The sequence below is a fragment of the Streptomyces sp. NPDC088762 genome (assembly GCF_044750905.1).
In the GTDB taxonomy this organism is placed as follows: Bacteria; Actinomycetota; Actinomycetes; order Streptomycetales; family Streptomycetaceae; genus Streptomyces.
In genome coordinates this window covers 32453-51632 of sequence record NZ_JBIVKT010000025.1, presented here as the reverse complement: position 1 = coordinate 51632, position 19180 = coordinate 32453, and the positions used below count along the sequence as shown (strand labels likewise).

22 protein-coding genes are annotated in these 19180 nt (G+C 73.3%); 13 read left to right on the top strand and 9 right to left on the bottom strand.

The annotated features are described in order from the left end of the window. The first annotated feature begins 371 nt into the window (after positions 1–371). Both ACIP5M_RS34770 and ACIP5M_RS34765 read left to right on the top strand, forming a co-directional pair. On the top strand, positions 372–1193 hold the full coding sequence (locus ACIP5M_RS34770; protein WP_401204800.1) for a BTAD domain-containing putative transcriptional regulator: 822 nt from the start codon (positions 372–374) through the stop codon (positions 1191–1193). 18 nt (positions 1194–1211) lie between these two features. After that, positions 1212–2378, top strand: a complete 1167-nt coding sequence (locus tag ACIP5M_RS34765; protein ID WP_401204753.1) for an epoxide hydrolase family protein — start codon at positions 1212–1214, stop codon at positions 2376–2378. 20 nt (positions 2379–2398) lie between these two features. Here ACIP5M_RS34765 and ACIP5M_RS34760 read toward each other — a convergent pair whose 3' ends face one another. Together ACIP5M_RS34760 and ACIP5M_RS34755 are read right to left on the bottom strand one after the other, a co-directional pair. Further along, entirely contained in the window at positions 2399–2947 is a 549-nt protein-coding gene (locus ACIP5M_RS34760) for a flavoprotein (RefSeq protein WP_401204751.1), read from the bottom strand. Between the two features lie 59 nt (positions 2948–3006). Next, positions 3007–3144: a hypothetical protein gene (locus ACIP5M_RS34755; RefSeq protein WP_401204749.1), complete on the bottom strand. Its 138-nt coding sequence runs from the start codon at positions 3142–3144 to the stop codon at positions 3007–3009. A 239-nt stretch (positions 3145–3383) separates the two neighbouring features. Here ACIP5M_RS34755 and ACIP5M_RS34750 point away from each other — a divergent pair, with 239 nt between their 5' ends. From ACIP5M_RS34750 to ACIP5M_RS34740, 3 genes are all read left to right on the top strand, one after another. Beyond that, the gene (locus ACIP5M_RS34750; RefSeq protein ID WP_401204746.1) at positions 3384–4718 is read left to right on the top strand and encodes a helix-turn-helix domain-containing protein; all 1335 of its coding nucleotides are present in this window, start codon (positions 3384–3386) and stop codon (positions 4716–4718) included. Positions 4719–4785: 67 nt separating this feature from the next. After that, complete coding sequence (locus tag ACIP5M_RS34745) at positions 4786–5751, top strand: SRPBCC family protein (protein WP_401204744.1); 966 nt, start codon at positions 4786–4788, stop codon at positions 5749–5751. A 20-nt stretch (positions 5752–5771) separates the two neighbouring features. Further along, a complete protein-coding gene (locus ACIP5M_RS34740) occupies positions 5772–6551 on the top strand; it encodes a 4'-phosphopantetheinyl transferase family protein (RefSeq protein WP_401204742.1) in 780 nt (259 codons plus the stop codon). 5 nt (positions 6552–6556) lie between these two features. On the opposite strand, the gene ACIP5M_RS34735 is transcribed toward ACIP5M_RS34740, so the two are convergent. Further along, positions 6557–7378: a BTAD domain-containing putative transcriptional regulator gene (locus ACIP5M_RS34735; protein WP_401204739.1), complete on the bottom strand. Its 822-nt coding sequence runs from the start codon at positions 7376–7378 to the stop codon at positions 6557–6559. A 148-nt stretch (positions 7379–7526) separates the two neighbouring features. Continuing rightward, complete coding sequence (locus ACIP5M_RS34730; protein ID WP_401204736.1) at positions 7527–7697, bottom strand: hypothetical protein; 171 nt, start codon at positions 7695–7697, stop codon at positions 7527–7529. 341 nt (positions 7698–8038) lie between these two features. On the opposite strand from ACIP5M_RS34730, the gene ACIP5M_RS34725 reads away from it, so the two are divergent. The 4 genes from ACIP5M_RS34725 to ACIP5M_RS34710 all read left to right on the top strand — a co-directional run bounded on the left by ACIP5M_RS34725 (position 8039) and on the right by ACIP5M_RS34710 (position 12037). After that, positions 8039–9259 carry an aminotransferase class V-fold PLP-dependent enzyme gene (locus ACIP5M_RS34725; protein WP_401204733.1) on the top strand — a complete coding sequence of 407 codons (1221 nt, stop codon included), beginning with the start codon at positions 8039–8041 and terminating at the stop codon, positions 9257–9259. Between the two features lie 30 nt (positions 9260–9289). After that, on the top strand, positions 9290–10864 hold the full coding sequence (locus ACIP5M_RS34720) for an acyl-CoA carboxylase subunit beta (protein WP_401204731.1): 1575 nt from the start codon (positions 9290–9292) through the stop codon (positions 10862–10864). Next, on the top strand, positions 10861–11079 hold the full coding sequence (locus tag ACIP5M_RS34715) for an acyl-CoA carboxylase epsilon subunit (RefSeq protein ID WP_401204729.1): 219 nt from the start codon (positions 10861–10863) through the stop codon (positions 11077–11079). The genes ACIP5M_RS34720 and ACIP5M_RS34715 overlap by 4 nt, the downstream gene beginning before the upstream one ends. Before the next feature lie 151 nt (positions 11080–11230). Then, positions 11231–12037 (top strand): SDR family NAD(P)-dependent oxidoreductase, encoded by an 807-nt coding sequence (locus tag ACIP5M_RS34710; RefSeq protein WP_401204727.1) that lies wholly within the window; start codon positions 11231–11233, stop codon positions 12035–12037. A 92-nt stretch (positions 12038–12129) separates the two neighbouring features. Here the strand turns inward: ACIP5M_RS34710 and ACIP5M_RS34705 are convergent, their stop codons facing one another. After that, entirely contained in the window at positions 12130–13128 is a 999-nt protein-coding gene (locus ACIP5M_RS34705; RefSeq protein ID WP_401204725.1) for an AMP-binding protein, read from the bottom strand. A gap of 331 nt (positions 13129–13459) precedes the next feature. Here ACIP5M_RS34705 and ACIP5M_RS34700 point away from each other — a divergent pair, with 331 nt between their 5' ends. The 4 genes from ACIP5M_RS34700 (at position 13460) to ACIP5M_RS34685 (ending at position 16633) form a co-directional block, all read left to right on the top strand. Next, positions 13460–14287, top strand: coding sequence for an NAD(P)H-binding protein (locus ACIP5M_RS34700; RefSeq protein ID WP_401204722.1), 828 nt, complete (start codon positions 13460–13462; stop codon positions 14285–14287). Between the two features lie 102 nt (positions 14288–14389). Beyond that, entirely contained in the window at positions 14390–15025 is a 636-nt protein-coding gene (locus tag ACIP5M_RS34695) for a hemerythrin domain-containing protein (RefSeq protein ID WP_401204719.1), read from the top strand. Next, positions 15022–15516 carry a DUF1772 domain-containing protein gene (locus ACIP5M_RS34690; RefSeq protein ID WP_401204717.1) on the top strand — a complete coding sequence of 165 codons (495 nt, stop codon included), beginning with the start codon at positions 15022–15024 and terminating at the stop codon, positions 15514–15516. The genes ACIP5M_RS34695 and ACIP5M_RS34690 overlap by 4 nt, the downstream gene beginning before the upstream one ends. A gap of 118 nt (positions 15517–15634) precedes the next feature. After that, positions 15635–16633, top strand: coding sequence for an AraC family transcriptional regulator (locus tag ACIP5M_RS34685; protein ID WP_401204715.1), 999 nt, complete (start codon positions 15635–15637; stop codon positions 16631–16633). A 41-nt stretch (positions 16634–16674) separates the two neighbouring features. On the opposite strand, the gene ACIP5M_RS34680 is transcribed toward ACIP5M_RS34685, so the two are convergent. Genes ACIP5M_RS34680 through ACIP5M_RS34665 form a run of 4 tightly spaced genes read right to left on the bottom strand, consistent with a single transcriptional unit; the run spans position 16675 to position 19172 of the window. Beyond that, positions 16675–17160: a GNAT family N-acetyltransferase gene (locus ACIP5M_RS34680; RefSeq protein ID WP_401204712.1), complete on the bottom strand. Its 486-nt coding sequence runs from the start codon at positions 17158–17160 to the stop codon at positions 16675–16677. A 1-nt stretch (position 17161) separates the two neighbouring features. Further along, on the bottom strand, positions 17162–17869 hold the full coding sequence (locus ACIP5M_RS34675; RefSeq protein WP_401204710.1) for a 4'-phosphopantetheinyl transferase: 708 nt from the start codon (positions 17867–17869) through the stop codon (positions 17162–17164). Further along, positions 17866–18702 (bottom strand): alpha/beta fold hydrolase, encoded by an 837-nt coding sequence (locus ACIP5M_RS34670; protein WP_401204707.1) that lies wholly within the window; start codon positions 18700–18702, stop codon positions 17866–17868. The genes ACIP5M_RS34675 and ACIP5M_RS34670 overlap by 4 nt, the downstream gene beginning before the upstream one ends. Beyond that, a complete protein-coding gene (locus ACIP5M_RS34665; protein ID WP_401204705.1) occupies positions 18699–19172 on the bottom strand; it encodes an SRPBCC family protein in 474 nt (157 codons plus the stop codon). Before ACIP5M_RS34665 ends, ACIP5M_RS34670 begins: the two co-directional genes overlap by 4 nt. Positions 19173–19180 lie beyond the last annotated feature (8 nt).

The window sequence follows — 19180 nt, the reverse complement described above, 5'->3', positions numbered from 1 at the left end:
CTTAGAGATCGGGGCTCCGCCCCGGGCCCCGCGCCTCAAACGCCGGCGAGGCTGGAATTGGCTGGTCTGGGTTGATTTGCCGTCGGCGAGATGGATGTGCGGCCGGGCAGGGTGGATGTGTCCCTGGTGGGGCTGGATGTGGCTGGCCTTGAGGGGCTTGTGCGGCTTAGAGATCGGGGCTCTGCCCCGGGCCCCGCGCCTCAAGCGCCGGCGAGGCTGGAATTGGCTGGTCTGGGTTGATTTGCCGTCGGCGAGATGGATTTGCGGGCGGGCGGGGTGGATGGGGGCTTGAGAGGGGCTTGAGGAAAACGGGGGTGGGGGTGGGGTGGGGCTAGCGTGCCCCCGTGCTCGACGACTTGGGGGAGTGGACCGTGCAGATTCAGGTTTTGGGTCCGTTGAGTGCCGAGGTCAACGGGGGGTCCATCGTTCCGACCGCCCGGAAGCCCAGGCAGATCCTCGCGCTCCTCGCCCTGTATCCGGGGCGGGTGATGCCGGTGCCCACCCTCATGGAGGAGATCTGGGGGACCGCTCTGCCGCAGAGTGCGCTGACGACCTTGCAGACCTACATACTCCAGCTGCGCCGGCGGCTCGGTACCGCCATGGGGCCCGGTGGGCCCGGAGGGGTGAAGGACGTGCTCGTCACGCGGCACGGGGGGTACCTGTTGCAGATACCGCCCGAGTGCGTGGACGTGCACCAGTACGAAACGCTGGTCGCTCGGGGGCACAGCGTCTTCGAGCAGGGTGACGACGAGACCGCCGCGGCCGCGCTGAGGGCGGCGCTCGCGCTGTGGCAGGGGCCCGCGCTGGTCGACGTACGGGCGGGGCCGATCCTCGACATCGAGGTGATGCGGCTGGAGGAGAGCCGGCTCGTCACCGTCGAGCGGCGGATCGACGTCGACCTGCGGCTGGGACGGCACACCGAGCTGCTGGCCGAGCTCACCGAGCTGATCGCCCGCCATCCGCAGCACGAGGGGCTCCACTCGCAGGCGATGGTCGCGCTGTACCGGTCGGGCCGGCAGGCGACGGCCCTGGACGTGTACCGGAGGCTGCGGGGCCGGCTGATCGAGGACCTCGGCGTGGAGCCGTCGCCGCAGTTGCAGCGGCTGCACCAGGCGATGCTGACGGTGGATCCGGCGCTGGACGTGCAGGCGGGGCCGAAGCGGGGCTCCACGTTTGATCTGTATGCCGTTTGACGTGCTTGGCTTCACCCCATGAGTGGTGGTGAGGGGCTGCGGGAGTTTCGGATCGACGTGGCGCAGGCGGAGCTGGACGACCTGCGCGAGCGGCTGGGGCGGGTGCGGTGGCCCGACGAGCTGCCCGGGGCGGGATGGGCGTACGGGATTCCGCTCGGGGAGATGAGGGAACTCGTCGACTACTGGCGCTCGGAGTACGACTGGCGCGCGGCCGAGGCGCGGCTGAACGCCTGGCCGCAGTTCACCACCGTCATCGACGGGGCGAACGTGCACTTCGCGCACCTGAGGTCGCCCGAGCCGGACGCCACACCGCTGCTGATGACCCACGGGTGGCCCGGCTCCTTCGTCGAGTTCCTGGAGGTGGCCGGCCCCCTGACCGATCCGCGGGCGCACGGCGGGGATCCCGCCGACGCCTTCCATCTGGTGCTGCCGCACATCCCGGGCTTCGGGCTGTCGGGGCCCACGGCCGAGGCGGGCTGGGAGTTCAAGCGGGTCGCGCGGGCCTTCGGGGTGCTGATGGAGCGGCTCGGGTACGAGGCCTACGGGGTGCAGGGCGGTGACTGGGGAGCCGCCGTGTCGAGGGAGCTCGGGCGGCTGCGACCCGGCAACGTGGTGGGGGTGCATCTGAACCTGCTGCCGGGCGGCGGGGCCACCCGGGAGCCGCTGCCCGAGGAGCTGGCCGCGCTCGGCCCCGCCGAGCGGGAACGGACGCTGGCCAGCTGGGAGCGGTACCGGAGCTGGGCGCGCGAGCGGCAGGGGTACGCGGACATCCAGGCGACCCGGCCGCAGACCCTCGCGTACGGGCTGAACGACTCGCCCGTCGGGCTGCTGGCCTGGATCGGGGAGAAGTTCGCCGAGTGGAGCGATCCCCGGTGCCCCGTCTCCCGGGAGACGGTCATCACCAATGTGATGCTGTACTGGGTGACCGGTACGGCCGGGTCCGCCGCCCGGATCTATTACGAGCGGGCGCACGCCGACTACGCCGGGCAGCCGCCCGAGGTGTCGCGGACGCCGACCGCACTCGCCGACTTCCCCCGGGACAACTTCATTCCGCTGCGGCACGTCGCCGCGCGCACCGACAACATCGTCCGCTGGACCTCCTACGACCGGGGCGGGCACTTTCCCGCGATGGAGGTGCCGGAGCTGCTGGTGGAGGATGTCCGGGCCTTCTTCCGCCTCCTCTGACGGCCGGCCGGCCGGCCCGGTCAGGCCTGGGCCGGGGCGGTGCGGGAGACGGCGTCCAGGGCGGCGGGCCACGGGAAGTGCGGCGGGGCGTCCTGGCCGGCCGGGCCGGGGACGAAGCCGCCCTCGCCGAAGAGGACCTCGACGCCGGCGGCGCGCAGGACGGCCAGGGACTGGTCGAACTGCGGGTGCGCGGCGAGGGCCGTGTTGGTGCAGGGCATGGCGACGGCGGGGACGCCCTTGCCGATCGCCTCGGCGGCGACGCCGACGGTGAAGCGGTCGGTGAGGCCGAGGGCCCAGGCGTTGACCGTGTTGAAGGTGGCGGGGGCGAAGAGCAGGGCATCGGCCGGCGGCCATACGTCGTCCTGCCCGGGCAGCTTGTACTGCCAGCGCACCGGGTGGCCGGTCAGGGCGGCCAGTCCGTCGAGGCTTCCGTCCAGCCAGTGCGCCGCGGTGGGAGTGAGACCGAGGCACACGTCCCAGCCGCGGGCCTGGGCGTCCTCGATCACGTGGGCCACGTCGAAGACGGGCGGGGCGGCGGAGCAGAACAGGTACAGAGTCCTCGTGGTCATGTCCTCATATGATCATATTGCTTGACCTCGGCCACGCCTGAGGGCCGCGCGGGCCCGGGCTACCTCTTCGGCCAGCCGATGTCGTCGTCCGGCTGCTCGTCCCGGACGGGGCCGGTGGAGCGGAGCGTGGCCGTCGGGGCCGCGGTGTGGGCTGCGGGCGTCCAGGACGCGCGGGACGCGCACACCGATGGCCTCATCGTCGACTCCAAGGCGCTGAGTTGCGGGAAGAGCAGGGCGCCGGCCGGTACGACGGCCGGATTCTGGAGAGTCTGCCTCGACGGGGTCGAGGTCCGCTCGAGGGCCGCACGAGGTCCGGATGAGGTCGGGACGAGACCGGCCGGGAATCCCTGGCAAAGGTTTGCCGGGCTGTTGCCGGGGACCCTACGCTCGGTGCCCGTTCCCGACAGATTCCTTGCCCGCTACCTCAAGGATGCCCATGCTGCGACAGCCTGCGTTCGGACACCGCCTGAGGAAGCTCCGGCTGGCCCGGGGCCTGTCGCAGACGGCGCTTGCGGGCGACGGGATGTCCACCGGCTACCTCTCCCGCCTGGAGTCCGGGGCCCGTCAGCCCACCGAGCGGGCCGTGGGCTACCTCGCAGGTCGGCTGGGCCTGGAGGTCTCCGACTTCGAGGAGCCCGCGACCGGCTCCCTGGCCCACGCCCTCACCCTCGCGGCGTCCACCGGTTCCCCCGACGCCATCGAGGCGCTCCGCCAGGCCCTGGCCGCCGAGGGCCACGAGAGCCCCGTACTGCGCTGGCAGGCACTGTGGCTGCTCGCCCAGGCCGCCCGCGTCCAGGGCGACCACGCGGCGGAGCGGGAGCGGCTCGCCCAACTGGTCGCGCTCGGAGAGGAAGTGGGCGTCAGCGAACTGCGCGTACGCGGCCTGACCCGGCTCGCCCGCTGTCTGCGCTCCATCGGCGAGATCACCCCGGCCGTCGACGCGGCCGTCGAGGCCCACCGGATCGCGCTGCGCGAGGAACTGGGCGTGGAGGACCGGGCCACCGCCCTGCTGGCGCTCGTCTCCGTACAGGCCGAGGCGGGCCGGATGGGGGACGCCCGGCTGCACGCGGACGAGCTGACCGCCCTCGTCCGGGGCCGCTCCGACGCGCTGTGGGCCGAGGCCATGTGGACCGCCGCCGCGGTGCGCATGCGCCAGGGCGACTACCCCGGTGCGCAGGCCTGCCTGGACGACGCCCTCGACCGGTTCAGCAGCCAGGAGGACCTGGTCCTGTGGATCCGGCTGCGCCTGGCCACCGGCCGGCTGCACCTGCAGAAGATGCCCGCCGACCCCGCGCAGGCGCAGCGCCGCGCCGAGGAGGCCGAAGCCGCCCTGGCCTTCGTGGGCACACCGGCCCTGCGGCAGGACCTGACCGCCCTCAAGGCCGATCTCGCCTTCGCCACCGGCCGCTACGACGATGCGCGCGCCCTGCTCGGCGAACTGGCCGCCGACCAGCCGAGGATGACGTACCGCGGGCAGGTGCGGCTGGAGATCCTGCGTCACCAGCTGCTGATCCTCGCCGGCGACCCCTCCGGCATCCAGGGCCTGCGGGCGCTGGCCCAGCAGGCCCAGGAGGACGCCAACATCGACCTCGCCGCCGAGATCTGGCGGGTGCTGGCCGATGCGCTGACGGAGGCGGGGCAGACCGGTCAGGTCGGTCAGGTCGGTCAGGTCGGTCAGGTCGGTCAGGCGGGCCAGGCGGGCCAGGCAGGTCAGGTCGTACGCGGCGGTCAGGCCGGCCGGCTCAGCGCGGCCGCGGCCGTCGGGGGTTGAGGAAGGCTCGAGTCCCCTGGTGCAGGCTTGGGCGCACCCGCACAAACGATCAGGGGAGGTGCCTCTCATGTCGTCGCAGCGCGTGCACGCGAGCGAGCAGACGGCGTGGATCGCCGCCCCGGCCGGCGTGGTCTACGGACTGCTGGCCGACGCCGTGCGCTGGCCCCTCCTGCTGCCCACGCCCGTCCACGTCGAGCGGATCGACTTCGACGGTGTACGGGAACGGCTGCGGCTGTGGGACGTGGCGGGCGAGCGGGTCCGGTCCTTCCACGTACGCCGGGTGCTGCACCCGCGGTCCAGGACCGTCGAGTTCGAGCAGGAGGACACCGCCCGCCCGGGCGCGCCCACGACCGGCACCTGGACCGTCGAGGCGCACGGCGAGGCGCAATGCCGCGTGACACTGCGCCAGGAGCGCACCGTGGAGGGGCTGCCCGCCGCCGGGACCGCGCGCAGCCGGCAGGAGTGGGACGAGGAGCCCGCCGCGCAGCTCGCCCACCTCACGGCGATCGCCGAGCGCTGGGAGCGCCTGGACGAACTGCTGCTGTCCTTCGAGGACAGCGTGCACGTCGACGGCCCCGCCGAGCTGGTCTACGACTTCCTCCACCGCATCGGGGACTGGCCCGAGCGCGTCCCGCACGTGGAGTCGGCGAGCGTGACCGAGGACGTGCCCGGCGTGCAGGTGGCCGCCGTCGACACCTGCGCCACGCCCGACGGCCGGACGCTCTCCACCAAGGCGGTGCGGCTGTGCTTCCCCTCGGCCGCGCGGATCGTCTACAAGGAGCTGGTGACGCCCGAGCCGATCGCCGCGCACACCGGCGAATGGTCCCTGCTCCCGGACGGCGACGGCGTACGCGTCGTCTGCGCCCAGCAGGTGGTGCTGCGGGAGGAGGCCGCCCTGCGGCTCCCGGGGGCGGGCGCGGCCGGCCTCGTCGAGGCCCGCCGGTACGTGCGCACGTGGCTGGGGCGGGCGAGTACCGAGACGCTGCGCCTGGCCAGGTGGCGGGCACAGACCACTGTGCGCCGGCTGCGATGAGTACGGGAAGGAGACCGTCGATGGCACCCGCACGGCCGGCCGCGGAGGCCCCCGGAGCCCTCGGAGCGCCCCTGTACGTCCCCGGCCCGGAGGGCCCCTGGGACGAGGTGGGCGACCGGCTCGACGACGTGGGCCGGGCGGTCGTCTGCACCACCTGGGGCCAGTGGCTGACCGCCGTCCTGCTCGACCCGGCGCTGCGCCCGCTGCTCGGGGACGACTGGCCGCGCTTCCGGCAGACGCCGGCCGCGGCCGGACGGATGCGGTTCGCCGTATCTCGCTTCGTCGTGAAGTACACCGCCGCCACCGCCCTGGACGTGCCCGTGGACACCCTGGACCTGGGCTACGGGCCGGGCGGGCGGCCCCTCCTGCAGGGGCAGGGCGCCGGCGTGGAGGTCAGCCTGGCGCACGCCGACGAGCTGATCGTGGTCGGCGTCAGCCGCACCGGGCCGATCGGCGTGGACGCGGAGCCCGCCGACCGGGACGTCTCCGTCGAGCTGCTGCGCGGCCACGTGTGCACGGCGCAGGAGGGGGCCGTGCTCGACGCGCTTCCCGAGGACGAACGCCGGGCGCGGCTGCTGCGGCTGTGGACCCTGAAGGAGGCCTACACCAAGGCCCTGGGGCACGGGGGGCGCCGTCGCTTCTCCACCTTCGGATTCGGCCTCGACGAAGGGGGCCGGGTGGCACTGAGCGAGGCGGCGGACGCGCAGGCCCCGCGGCCCGTGGGCGGGGAATGGAGCTTCGCCAGCCATCTCGTCCAGGACCGCTACCTGGTCGCCGAGGCGCACCGGTTGCGCCCCTGAAGGCCCTAGGCTGCGAAGAGGTCGAACGTCGAGGTGCGCCGCGGCCCGGCGACCACGTCGAGCTGCGGGTCGACGGCGAGCATGGCCTGGTGCAGGCGCTGCAGCTGGGGTGACGGCTCCACGCCGAGGTCCTCGATCAGCCGGCCCCGCAGCCTCCGGTACACGTCCAGGGCCGTCGCCTGCCGTCCGGACCGGTACAGCGCGACCATGAACTGCGAGTGGAGTCCCTCGTGCTGGGGATGGCGCGCGGTCAGCTCGGTGAGTTCCGCGATCAGTTCGGAGTGCCGGCCGAGCCTCAGGTCGGCGTCGATCCGCCGCTCCACCGTGACGAGGCGGCTCTCCTCCAGGCGCATCACCTCGATGTCCAGGATCGGTCCGACCCGTACGTCGACCAGCGCCGGGCCCCGCCACAGGTCCAGCGCGGCCCGCAGCCGGGCGGCGCAGGCCCGGTCGTCGCCGGACTCGAAGGCGCTCTGTCCCTCGCGGGTGAGGCGCTCGTAGTCGTACACGTCGACGCTCTCCTCGGGGACCTGCAGCAGATAGCCGCCGTGCCGGGTGGCCAGCACGTCCTTGGCGCCGCCCGGGGCGTCGGGGCCCATCGCGGTGCCCAGCCGGCGGCGCAATTGGAGGATGTACGTCTGGAGGGTGGTCAGCGCGCTCTGCGGCGGCTGCGTTCCCCAGATCTCCTCCATCAGCGTGGGAACGGGAATGACGCGTCCGGGATACAGCGAGAGAAGGGACAGGACCTGTCTCGGCTTCCCCGCGGTCGGAACGATGGATCCCCCGTTGACCTCGGCACTCAACGGACCCAGAACCTGAATCCTCACGGTTTCCCCCTCCGCACGCGTCGAGTTACCCGGCATTTTTCTGCCACCGGTGGCGAAGGAAGTGCCCCAACTGCCCCCGTGCCGCGCACGCTAGCCGGGGTAGACGTTTTTCATCCCTTTCCTTTAGTGGAATTCAAGCCACCTTCGGTTACGGCCAGTCGATCTGGCCGGTGGCCGGGCCGGCAGCCGGGCCGGTGGTCGAGGTCGGCGGGACGGGCCAGTCGATGGCGCCGCCGTCGGCCTGGGCGACGCCGCCGGCGGTGAACACGGCGGCGCAGACGAAGGCGGCGGTGGCGAAGAGGCGGGCGATGTTCTTCATGGTGACTCCTCCGTGGCAACTGTTTGATTCTTCTTGGCAAGTCCTCTGCCAAGAAGCTTGGCAACGCCCGCTCGGAATTCGCTCGGCAATCGCTCGAGACGTACTGGAGGGGGCTGCACAAACTGCTCTGACCTGCAAGGAAATTGACGGAGGAGGAGTGGGAAAGGGCGTTGCCAAGAGTTGCCAACGGGTCTGGAACTAGAGTTTCGCCGGAGCGGGTATTGCCCGACATTGCCAAAACCGCCGACCGCTGGGCAATGTATTGCCAAGCCTGTTGGCAATGCCTGGAAATGAGGGCGGCGAGCGTGCCGCGGTTCCGACAGCGGGGGGAGGCCCCTGAAATGAACGCGCCGACGTACCACGGGGAACGAACGGCCCACCTGAACACCGCGGGCACGGGCCGGATGCCGGACGGCGTGCGCGCCGTGCTCGCCGACTGCACGGCCCTCGACGACCGCTTCGGGCCGGCCGCGCTGGAGGAGCGCCTCGGCGAGGTCCTGCACACGCAGGTCCACGAACGCCTCGGCGGCCTGCTGGGCGTTCCCGCGGGCGACACCGTCCTCGCCGCCGGCGCCGCCGAGGCCTTCGAGGCCTTCGTCTCGGCCGCCGCCCTCGGCCCGCGCGACCGGATCTGGACCACGCCGCACGAGGGCGTGGACCGCCTCACCGCCCTGCACGCCCTGCGCGACCGCACCCGGTGCCGGCTGGAGGTGGTGCCGCTGCGCGCCGACGGGGACCTCGACCTGGACTGGATGCGGGCCCACCTCGACGAGGACGTCGCCCTCGTCTCCGTCGTCCACGTCTCCTCGGCCTGCGGAACCGTCAACCCCGTCGAGGAGATCGGCCGGCTGCTCGCCCCCCACCGGGCCCGCTACGCCGTCGACGCCTCCCACTCCGTCGGGCAGGTCCCCGTCGACGCCGCTCGCATCGGCTGCCACCTGCTCACCGCGGACGGCTGGCGGTTCCTGCGCGGTCCCGAGGGCGTCGGATTCGCGTACGTCGCCCCCGGCGCGTGGGAGTGCCTCCCGCAGCCGCCCGCCCCGGCCGCCGTCGCCGCACTGCACGCCGCCCTCGTGCACCACGCCGCCGCGCGCCCGCCGTCCGAGGACCTGCCGGCCCGGCTGCGCGCCGCCGTCGAGCGGACGCCCGGGCTGGAACTGCTCGCGGCGGGACGGGAACAGGCCGGCATCCTCGCCTTCCGGCACGGTGAGATCCCCGCCGCCGTCATCCGCAAGGGGCTGGCCCGGCGCGGGGTCGTCGTGTGGAAGACCGTCGCGCACGAGAACCCGCTGCACCCGGCCGGGCAGGACGCGGCCCCCGCGCTCCGCGCGTCCGTCCACCACGACAACACCGCGCAGGACATCGACCGCTTCGAGCGGGCGCTCGCCGACGTCCTGCGGGAGGAGCGGCAGGCCGCCGCTCCCGCTCCCGCTCCCGCTCCCGCCGAGGGGGCGCTCGCCGTCGCGGGAGCCTCCCGGGCGGCCGGCTTCGGGCAGCCGTCCCCCCACCGCCCGCGGCCGGTCAGGCGGCGCGGGCACCTCACGCTGCACCGGGCGACCTGAGACCCGCCATCTTCAGACCTGGAGGAGCACATGACCATCAGCGACGCGCCACCCCTGCCGGCCCTCGACAGAGCCGCGGAACTGGCCGCCATCAAGGCCCACGCCGTGGCCGGCCCGGACGAACGGGCCACCGAACGGCAGCACGCCAAGGGCAAGCTCACCGCCCGCGAGCGGATCGGGCTGCTGCTCGACGAGGGATCGTTCCACGAGATCGAAGCCCTGCGACGGCACCGCGCCAGCGGTTTCGGGCTGGAGGCCAAGAAGCCCTACACCGACGGCGTGGTCACCGGCTGGGGCACCGTACACGGCCGCACCGTCTTCGTGTTCGCCCACGACTTCCGCATCTTCGGCGGCGCGCTCGGCGAGGCGCACGCCGAGAAGATCCACAAGGTGATGGACCTGGCCCTCGCGGCCGGCGCGCCCCTGGTCTCGCTCAACGACGGCGCGGGGGCCCGTATCCAGGAGGGCGTCTCCGCGCTGGCCGGCTACGGCGGCATCTTCCAGCGCAACACCAAGGCCTCCGGGGTCATCCCGCAGATCAGCGTCATGCTCGGACCGTGTGCGGGCGGCGCCGCCTACTCGCCCGCGCTGACGGACTTCGTGTTCATGGTGCGCGACACCTCGCAGATGTTCATCACCGGCCCGGACGTGGTCCGCGCGGTGACCGGTGAGGAGATCACCCAGAACGGACTCGGCGGCGCCGACGTGCACGCCGCGGTGTCCGGAGTGGCCGCCTTCGCCTACGAGGACGAGCCGACCTGCCTGGAGGACGTACGGCACCTGCTCTCGCTGCTGCCCGCCAACAACCGCGAGACACCGCCGCGCGAGCACACCGACGACCCGGCCGAGCGGCGCACCGACGCGCTGTCCACCCTCGTCCCGGCCAACCCGCAGCAGGCGTACGACATCCGCAAGGTCATCGAGGAGGTCGTCGACGACGGCGAGTACTTCGAGGTCCAGCCGGCCTGGGCGACCAACGTGGTGTGCGCGCTCGCCCGGATGGACGGGCACGTCACCGGCTTCGTCGCCAACCAGCCCGCCAGCCTCGCCGGGGTGCTCGACATCCACGCGAGCGAAAAGGCGGCCCGCTTCGTGCAGTTCTGCGACGCCTTCAACATCCCGCTGGTCACCCTCGTCGACGTGCCCGGCTTCCTGCCCGGCGTGGACCAGGAGCACGGCGGCATCATCCGGCACGGCGCCAAGCTGCTGTATGCCTACTGCAACGCCACCGTCCCGCGGATCTCGCTCGTCCTGCGCAAGGCGTACGGCGGCGCCTACATCGTCATGGACTCACGCTCCATCGGCGCAGACCTCGCGCTGGCCTGGCCGACCAACGAGATCGCCGTCATGGGCGCCGAGGGCGCGGCGAACGTCATCTTCCGCCGGGAGATCGCCGCCGCGGCCGACCCCGACGCGATGCGCGCGCAGAAGATCAAGGAGTACACGACCGAGCTCATGCACCCCTACTACGCCGCCGAACGCGGGCTCGTCGACGACGTCATCGATCCGGGCGAGACCCGCTCGGTGCTCGTCGGAGCCCTGGCCATGCTCCGCCCCAAATACGCCGACCTGCCGTCGCGCAAGCACGGCAACCCGCCGGTATGACCGCCGGGGACGCGGCGCACGCGCCGCAGACGTGGCGGATCCTCGGCGGGGACCCCGACGAGGACGAGACGGCCGCCGTCCTGGCGGTCCTGACGGCCCTGCTGCTGAACAGGTCCGCGGCACGGGCGCCCGAGCCGCCGCGCACGGCCGCCGCCGGATGGGACCGGGTCCCGGCCGGCGGGTTCCGCCCGGCCGGCAGCTGGCGGCAGCGCTGACACCACCGGGGCCGCCGGGCAGGTGGCCCGACGGGCCGCCGCCCGGGGGCCGTGCGCGGGCCGCCGGGGGCCGCCTCCATCCCACTTCAGCCGCGCCACGAGTTCCCTGCGAGACGCTCGACAGGCAGAGGCGAGCGACGGAGGGATGAGGATGACGGTGAAGGCGATGGACAAGGCACCCGAGCGGCCCGTGGCCCTGGTCACCGGCGCCACCAGTGGCATCGGGCTTGCCGTCGCCCGCGACCTGGGCGCCCGCGGACACCGGGTGTTCCTGTGTGCCCGTACCGAGGCCAAGGTCAAGGAGACCGTCGCGGACCTCCAGGCCGAGGGGCTCACCGTGGAGGGCGCCGCCGCCGACGTACGCGACCGGACCGCCGTCGAGGGCCTGGTCGCCGCGGCCGTGGCGGCCTACGGCGCGCCCGTCAGCATCCTGGTCAACAACGCGGGGCGCAGCGGCGGCGGCGCCACCGCCGGCATCACCGACGAGCTGTGGCACGACGTCATCGACACCAACCTCAACAGCGTCTTCCTGCTGACCCGCGAGGTGCTCAACAGCGGCGGCCTCGGCGCCGAACCCTGGGGCCGCATCATCAACATCGCCTCCACAGCGGGCAAGCAGGGGGTGCTGCTCGGCGCCCCCTACTCGGCCTCCAAGCACGCCGTCGTCGGCTTCACCAAGGCCCTCGGCAAGGAGCTCGCGCCGACCGGCACCACCGTCAACGCGGTCTGCCCCGGCTACGTGGAGACGCCCATGGCGGCGCGCGTGCGCAGCGGATACGCGCAGGTGTGGGACACCACCGAGGACTACGTCCAGGAGCAGCTCGAATCGAAGATCCCGCTCGGCCGCTATTCGACGCCCGAGGAGGTGGCCGGCCTGGTCGGCTACCTGACCACCGACCTGGCCGCCTCCATCACCGCCCAGGCGCTCAACGTGTGCGGCGGGCTGGGGCAGTTCTGAGGCCGCCCGCCGCCGCGCGCGGAGCCGGACGTGCGAGAGGGCCCCGGACGGTCGAACCTCCGGGGCCCTCTCGGCCGCTCGTGCCGCGCCCTTCACAGGACCGACGGCGACCCCGACACGTCCCAGGTGAGGGCCTGCGGAGCGATCCCGGCGGACCGCCAGTCGGCCAGCACCGCGCCGTCCACCGGCTCGTCCGACAGCAGGACGTGCCGCAGCGCCGGCAGGCCGGTCCCCATCCCGCGCGCCGCCGCGTTCAGCCGCGCGAACGCGGACGGCAGCTGCGTCACCACCGTCACCTCCTGCTCCGCCAGCAGCCGCGCGAAGGCGCCCGCGTCGGAGGCCGTGTCCCGGTCCACGACGACGGTGCGGCCGCCCGACAGCAGCGGACCCCACATCTCCCGCATGCCGAGGTCCAGGCTCAGGGAGTGGAAGTACGTCCACACGTCGTCCGGACCCGACTCCAGCATCGGGACACAACCGTCCACCCACGACAGCACGTCCAGGTGGGACACCGGCCGCACGGCCAGCGCCCGCCCCGGGTCGCCACCCGAGGGCAGCGCCAGGAAGGCCGTGCCGGGCGGGATCTCGCGGCGCATCGCCGCCTCCGGCCGTACCGCGATGACGAACCGGCCGGACTTGGCCACCGGGATCTCGTCGCGCAGCAGTCCGCCGTCCGAGACGACCATCTCGGCGCCGGCGTCGCGCATCAGGAACTCCTGGAGCCCCGCGTTGTGTCCGGGCTCCAGCGGCAGCACCGCCGCCCCGGCGCGCAGCGCGCCGATCACGGCGCCGGCCGCCGTGCAGGAGCGCCGGGCGCGGACGGCGACGGCCGAGCCGGGGCCGGCCCGCCCCGACAGGCGCCGCGCGATGTCGTCGGCCAGCCACTCCAGTTCGAGGTAGGTCGCCTCCTCCTCCGCGTCCCGGGCGGCGACCCGCCCCGGATGGCGGGCGGCCGAGGCCGCGAAGCGGATGTCGAGGCGGTCCCGGCGCGCGGGCCACTCGCCGGCCGGGTCGAGCCCGATCCGTCCGAGCAGACCGGCCAGGTCGGCGGACAACCGGTCGAGCTCCGGATGGTCCGGAGTGGCGTTCATGCGGCCTCCCAGCGGCGGGTCGTGACTCCAGGGCCGATGGTGCCGGGCACGACATGAGAACCGCTCAAGTCTTGCCGCAGAGGACCGGTTGGGGGCGGGTCGGGGGCCGGTCAGGGACCGCTCAAGTTCCCCTGGACGGACCGTCCATGACGGGTCGAGGACCGCTCGGGACGCCCTGGCCCGCCCTGTGGGGGCATGCCTACGATTCTCGGGCTCATGCCGAAGCCACACGCTCCTCGTCGCGTTCCGAGCGACCCCTCGTAGACGCACGCATATGGAACTGAGCTTTGTGGCTATGGCTCGTCTCGCGAGACTGGACTTGACTGTACTCATGACTCAGAACGCGCAGAACACGCAGATCACCCTCGTCATCGGCGGACACGGCAAGACCGGCCGGCGCGTCGCCGAGCGGCTCACCGCCCTCGGCCGCCAGGTCCGGATCGGCTCCCGCACCGGTGAGCCCGCCTTCGACTGGCACGAGCCCGCCACCTGGGTGCCGGCGCTGGAGGGCGTCGACCGGGTGTACGTCACCTACTACCCCGACCTCGCCTTCCCCGGTGCCGCCGAGCAGGTCGACGCGTTCGCCAAGGTGGCCGTCGCGAACGGCGCGCGCCGCCTGGTGCTGCTGTCCGGCCGCGGCGAGGAGGCCGCGGGGATCGCCGAGGACAACCTGAAGGCCTCCGGCGCGGACTGGACCATCGTCCGCTCCAGCTTCTTCTTCCAGAACTTCTCCGAGAGCTTCTTCCTGGACCCCGTACTGGCCGGCGAGATCGCCCTGCCCACCGGGGACGCCGTGGAGGCCTTCGTCGACGCCGAGGACATCGCCGACGTGGTGGTGGCCGCGCTGACCGACGACAAGCACATCGGCAAGACCTACGAGCTGTCCGGTCCGCGCCTGCTCAGCTTCAGCGACGTGGCCACCGAGCTGACCAAGGCCACCGGCCGCGAGATCAAGTACATCTCCGTCACCAACGAGGAGTACCGCGCGGCCCTGCGCGAGCTCGGTCTCCCGGAGGACTTCGCCGACCTGTTCACCATGATCCTCGACGGCCGCAACGCGCACCTGGTGCACGGTGTCGAGGAGGCCCTGGGCCGCAAGCCCAAGGACTTCGCGGACTTCGCCCGTGCGGCGGCGGCCACCGGAGTCTGGAACGTCTGACCGGGCGGCTCCCCTTGCCGACCGCTCCATCCCTTTCGCTCCTTGACCGGGCGGCGACTCTGGTACGGCCGCCGCCCGGTACTCGGGGCACAGGAGGTTCCCATGCCCACGCCCCGGACGTACTCCAGCGAACACGGACTGGCCTCGCTCCCCCCGTACTTCCACGGATTCGCCCTGATGCACATCGCGATGCGACGCGACGCGGCCCGGTTGCGCGCCGCGGCCCCCGCGTGGAACGGCGCGGGGGCCGAATGGTGGCAGCGGCTGCGCGAGGTCATCGAATGGCACCACACCAGCGAGGACGACGTCCTGTGGCCGGGACTGCGCCGCCGCGACGCCGACTTCGACGCGCAGGCACGCGAACTGCACGAGGACCACGAGGAACTGGACGCCGCGATGGCCGCCGTGTCCACGGCGATCGCCCACCGGGGCGACGGCCTGGTCCGGGCCGCCCAGACCTTCGAAGGCGTGCTGCGCGACCACCTCCGCGACGAGGAGCGGATCGTCTTCCCCGTCTTCGACCGGCTCGGCGAGCGGGCCTACCTGGCCGAGGAGCGCAAGGTCGTCTCCAGCGCGCCGATGCGCGTGATGACGTACCTCCAGCCGTGGATGTTCGACGGCGCTCCGAAGGAGTCGGTCGCCCACGTCTCCGCCACCATCCCGCCGCCCGTCCGGCTGGTCGGTGCGACGCTGTTGCAGAGGCGCTACGCACGCACGCTGAAGGGACTGCAGAAGTGACCGGCACGACGACGCAATCCGTGACCCTGGTGGCCGCGACGGTGGGCACCGGCCTGATGGCCGGCCTCTACTTCGCCTTCGACATCTCGGTGATGCCGGGCCTGGGCCGCGGCGACGACCACACCTACGTGACCGCCATGCGCAACATCAACGAGGCGATCGACAACGGCCTGTTCGGCCTGCTCTTCCTGGGCGCCTTCCTGGCGACCGGCGTGGCGGCCGCGCAGCAGCAGCGCGGTGGCCGCCCGGACGCGGCGCGCTGGGGCTGGCTGGCCTTCGCGCTGTACGGGCTGTCGCTGGCCGTGACCGCGGTCGTGAACATCCCCCTCAACAACCAGCTCGCGCGCGCGGGCGCCGACGCCGCCGCGGCCCGTTCCCGCTTCGGCGGCCGCTGGGCCTCCGGCAACGTCGTCCGCACGGTGGCCTGTACGGCGGCCCTGGCCGCCCTGGGGCGCGCCCTGACGCTGCACGGCCGCGGCTCGGCGGCCTAGCACCCGGTCGACCCCCGCGAACGGCGCCCGCTCTCTTTCCGTCCCCCGCGGGAGAGCGGGCGCTTCGCGCGTCGTCCGCGCCGTGTTGTTTCCGTCGCGTTGTTCGAGAGGATGAGGCATGGACACGCTGACCGGTCTGCTGGAGGGTCCCAAAGCCCGCGGGGCCTTCCTCCTCAAGTCCGTCTTCAACCCGCCCTGGTCGCTGCGCGTCGAGGACCGGGCCCCGATCTCCGTCGTCACGATGGTGCACGGCGACGCCTGGCTGCTCCCCGACCAGGCCGCCCCCGTCCTGATCCGGCCGGGAGACGTGGCCGTCGTACGGGGGCCCGAGCCGTACACGGTCGCGGACGCCCCCGGCACGCCCGTCCAGATCACCGTCGGCCCGGAGCAGCGGTGCAGCACGGAGGAAGGGGAGGACGTCACCGACACGATGGCCCTCGGCGTGCGCACCTGGGGCGACACCTTCCAGGACGCCGGCTCCGCGGTGATGCTGAGCGGCACCTACCAGGCGCCGAGCGAGATCGGCCGCCGGCTGCTGAGCGCCCTGCCTACCATCCTCGTCCGCCCGGCCGAGGCCGCCGACAACACCCTGGTCACGCTGCTGACTTCGGAGATCTCCAAGGACGAACCGGGCCAGGAGATCGTCCTGGACCGGCTCCTCGACCTGCTGCTGATCGGGGTCCTGCGCACCTGGCTGGCCGCGCCCGGCAGCGGCGCCCCCGCCTGGTACCGCGCGCAGAGCGACCCGGTGGTCGGCCCCGCCCTGCGGCTGCTCCACGAGAACCCGTCCCACGGCTGGACCGTCGAGGAGCTCGCCCTGAAGGTCGGCGTCTCACGGGCCTCCCTGGCCCGCCGGTTCACCGAGGTCGTGGGCGAACCCCCGGTGGCCTACCTGACCGGCTGGCGCCTCGCGCTCGCCGCCGACCTGCTGCGCGAACCGGACGCCACGGTGGCGACGGTGGCCCGGCGCGTGGGCTACGGCTCCGCCTTCGCCCTGTCGACGGCCTTCAAGCGGGTCCGGGGCGTCAGCCCCCAGGAGTTCCGCACGGGCGCCGGACCGGCCGCCGCCCCGCAGGCCGCGCAGCCGCCGCGCACGGTGGTGCTGCCCGTTCCCTGAAGCGCACACCCCGAAGGCGGCAGCCCGCGGCCGTAGGAGGCCTACAGCGTCAGTGCGGCGACGGGCTGATCGCCGCTCAGTTCGCCCGTCGGGCGAAAGCCCAGGGCGGCGTAGAAGGGCGCCGGGCTGCCCTGGCCCGCGTGGTAGGTGACGTACGCGCGGGCGGCGCCGCGGCGGCGGATCTCGTCGGTGACGGCCCGGACGGCGAAGCTGCCGTAGCCCTTGCCCTGGTGGCCGGCGGAGATGTTCAGCCGCCACAGGCCCGAGCGGATGTCGGCCGGGTCCTGCGCCGGGTTCCAGGCGATGTCGAGGAAGGCCATGACGAAGCCGACCGGTTCGTCGCCGTCGACGATGAGCCGGGGCCAGGCGACACCGGGATGGACGTAGGCCTCGGCCAGGGACTTGACCACCGGCGAGACCAGGTGCTCCTGGTCGGGGCGGACGGAGATGGCGCAGGCCGCGTCGATGTTGTCGGCGGTGACCGGGACCAGGCGGGGTGACGGAGATGTGGTGCTCACATCCCGCACCCTACGAGGGCACGGGCGCGGAGATCATCGCGGGGGCCGGAACCATGGCCGGCCGGGCGACGGCGCGGGCCGCGCGGGTCACCGCGGTCAGGACCAGGCCCCGGCCGGCCAGCCAGCGGCCCTCGTACACCGGGTGCACGGGCGGCGGGACCGGCGGGTGCAGGGTGGCCTCGAACGTGCCCTCGGGGGAGAGGGTGAGGGTGGCTTCGCGGAAGCCGAGCCAGATGCCGGTGGCCGGGTACCAGGCCTTGTACGCCGCCTCCTTGGCGGAGAAGAAGACGCGGTCCCAGGGCACGGAGGGGTCCGCCGCCGCCAGGCCGGCCAGGTGGGCGCGCTCCGCCTCGGAGGTGATCAGCGCCAGGACGCCCGCCGGGAGCGGACCGGCAGGTTCCGCATCGATGCCCAGGGCCGCCACCGCCGAGGCCGGGGCGGCCACCGCCGCGCGGTAGCCCTCGCAGTGGGTGATGCTGCCGACCACGCCCGACGGCCACTGGGGGGCGCCGCCCGGGCCCGGGAGCAGGGCGACGGGCCGGCGGCCGAGCTCGGTCAGGCAGCGGCGGGCACAGGCCCGGGCCGTCGCGAACTGGCGGCGCCGCCGCTCCCGGCGGCCCTCCATCAGGGCCGCCTCGGCGGGGAAGAGAGGAGCGGGCGCCGCGTCGTCGAAGGCTTCCGATGACGTGACGCCCGGGGGCAGGAGTTCCTCGATCATCGTGAGGCGAGCTCGGACACCGCCGAGACCGCGAGGAGCGGGCGCTCCAGCGGGAGCATGTGGCCCGCGTCCGGGACGCGTTCGAAGCGGGCACCGGGGACGACCTCGGCGAGGGTCTCGGCCAGCGCGATGTCGATCACCTTGTCGAGCTCGCCGTGCAGGACCACCGCCGGGACGGTGACGGACTTCAGCGCCTCGCGCACGTCCCACCCGCGGGTGCAGCGGAAGAACTCCGCCCGGACCCGCGGGACCGCCGCCGCGAACAGCTGCCGGTTCACGTCACGCACGACGGGATCCACGTCCTTGCCCATGGTGGAGCCGAGCAGCTTGCGGCCCAGCCACGGCCGGCGCAGAGCCTTGGAGAAGACGGCGCTGCCCATCATCTTCACCTCGCTGTCCGGGGTGTCCTGGCCGTGCGCCGCCGTGCCCAGCAGCACCAGCCCGCGCAGCCGGCCCGCCGACGGCGAGGTGGCCGCGTACGTCAGGGCCGCGAACCCGCCGCCCGAGTGGCCGACGACCACCGCCTCGCGCGCGTCCGTCTCGCCGAGGACCGCCGCCAGGTCCGCGCTCAGCCGCTCCACCGAGACCGGCGTACGGCCCAGCGTGGAGGCGCCGTGGCCCCGCTGGTCGTACAGCACCACGCGGTGGCCGGCCCGGATCAGCCGGTCCGCGACGGTGCCCCAGACACGGCGGGTGTGCGCCCAGCCGTGCACCAGGACCACGTCGGCGGCCGAAGGCGTGCCCGCCAGCGGGGCGAGGACGGTCACCGCGAGGTCCGCGCCGTCGTCCGTACGGACCGTCAGTTCGTGCGTGGTCTCCGGGGCCGTCGTCACCGCGGCACCGCCGACAGCTGCCGGTTCAGGGACTCGAAGGCGGCGAGGGTGCCCTTGGAGTGCTCCGCGCCCAGGTCGGCGACCTTCGCCAGCAGCTTCAGCCAGCCGTGCGGGCTGCCGGTGAAGTGCATGGAGATCCGGGTGCGGCCGTCCGCCAGCGGTTCGAGGCGGAAGGTGCTGGGGCCCCGGAACACCCCGTCCACGTACTCGATGTCCAGGCGCCGGCCCGGCTCGACCGCCACCGTGCGCGAGGTGAAGCGCAGCTTCAGCCCGCCCTTGTCGGCGCCCTTGGTGTGCACCGTCACGCCCACCAGGCCACCGACCTCGTCGGGGGCGCCGGAGACCGTCTTGAACGTGTTGGCCGGGACCCACCACTTCTCCCCGCCGCGGAACTCCGCGACGAGCGCGTCCCAGACGGCGTCCGCCGGGGCGTCGATCACCGCCTCGTCGATCAGGTCGTACGTCGTCATGCCGAAGC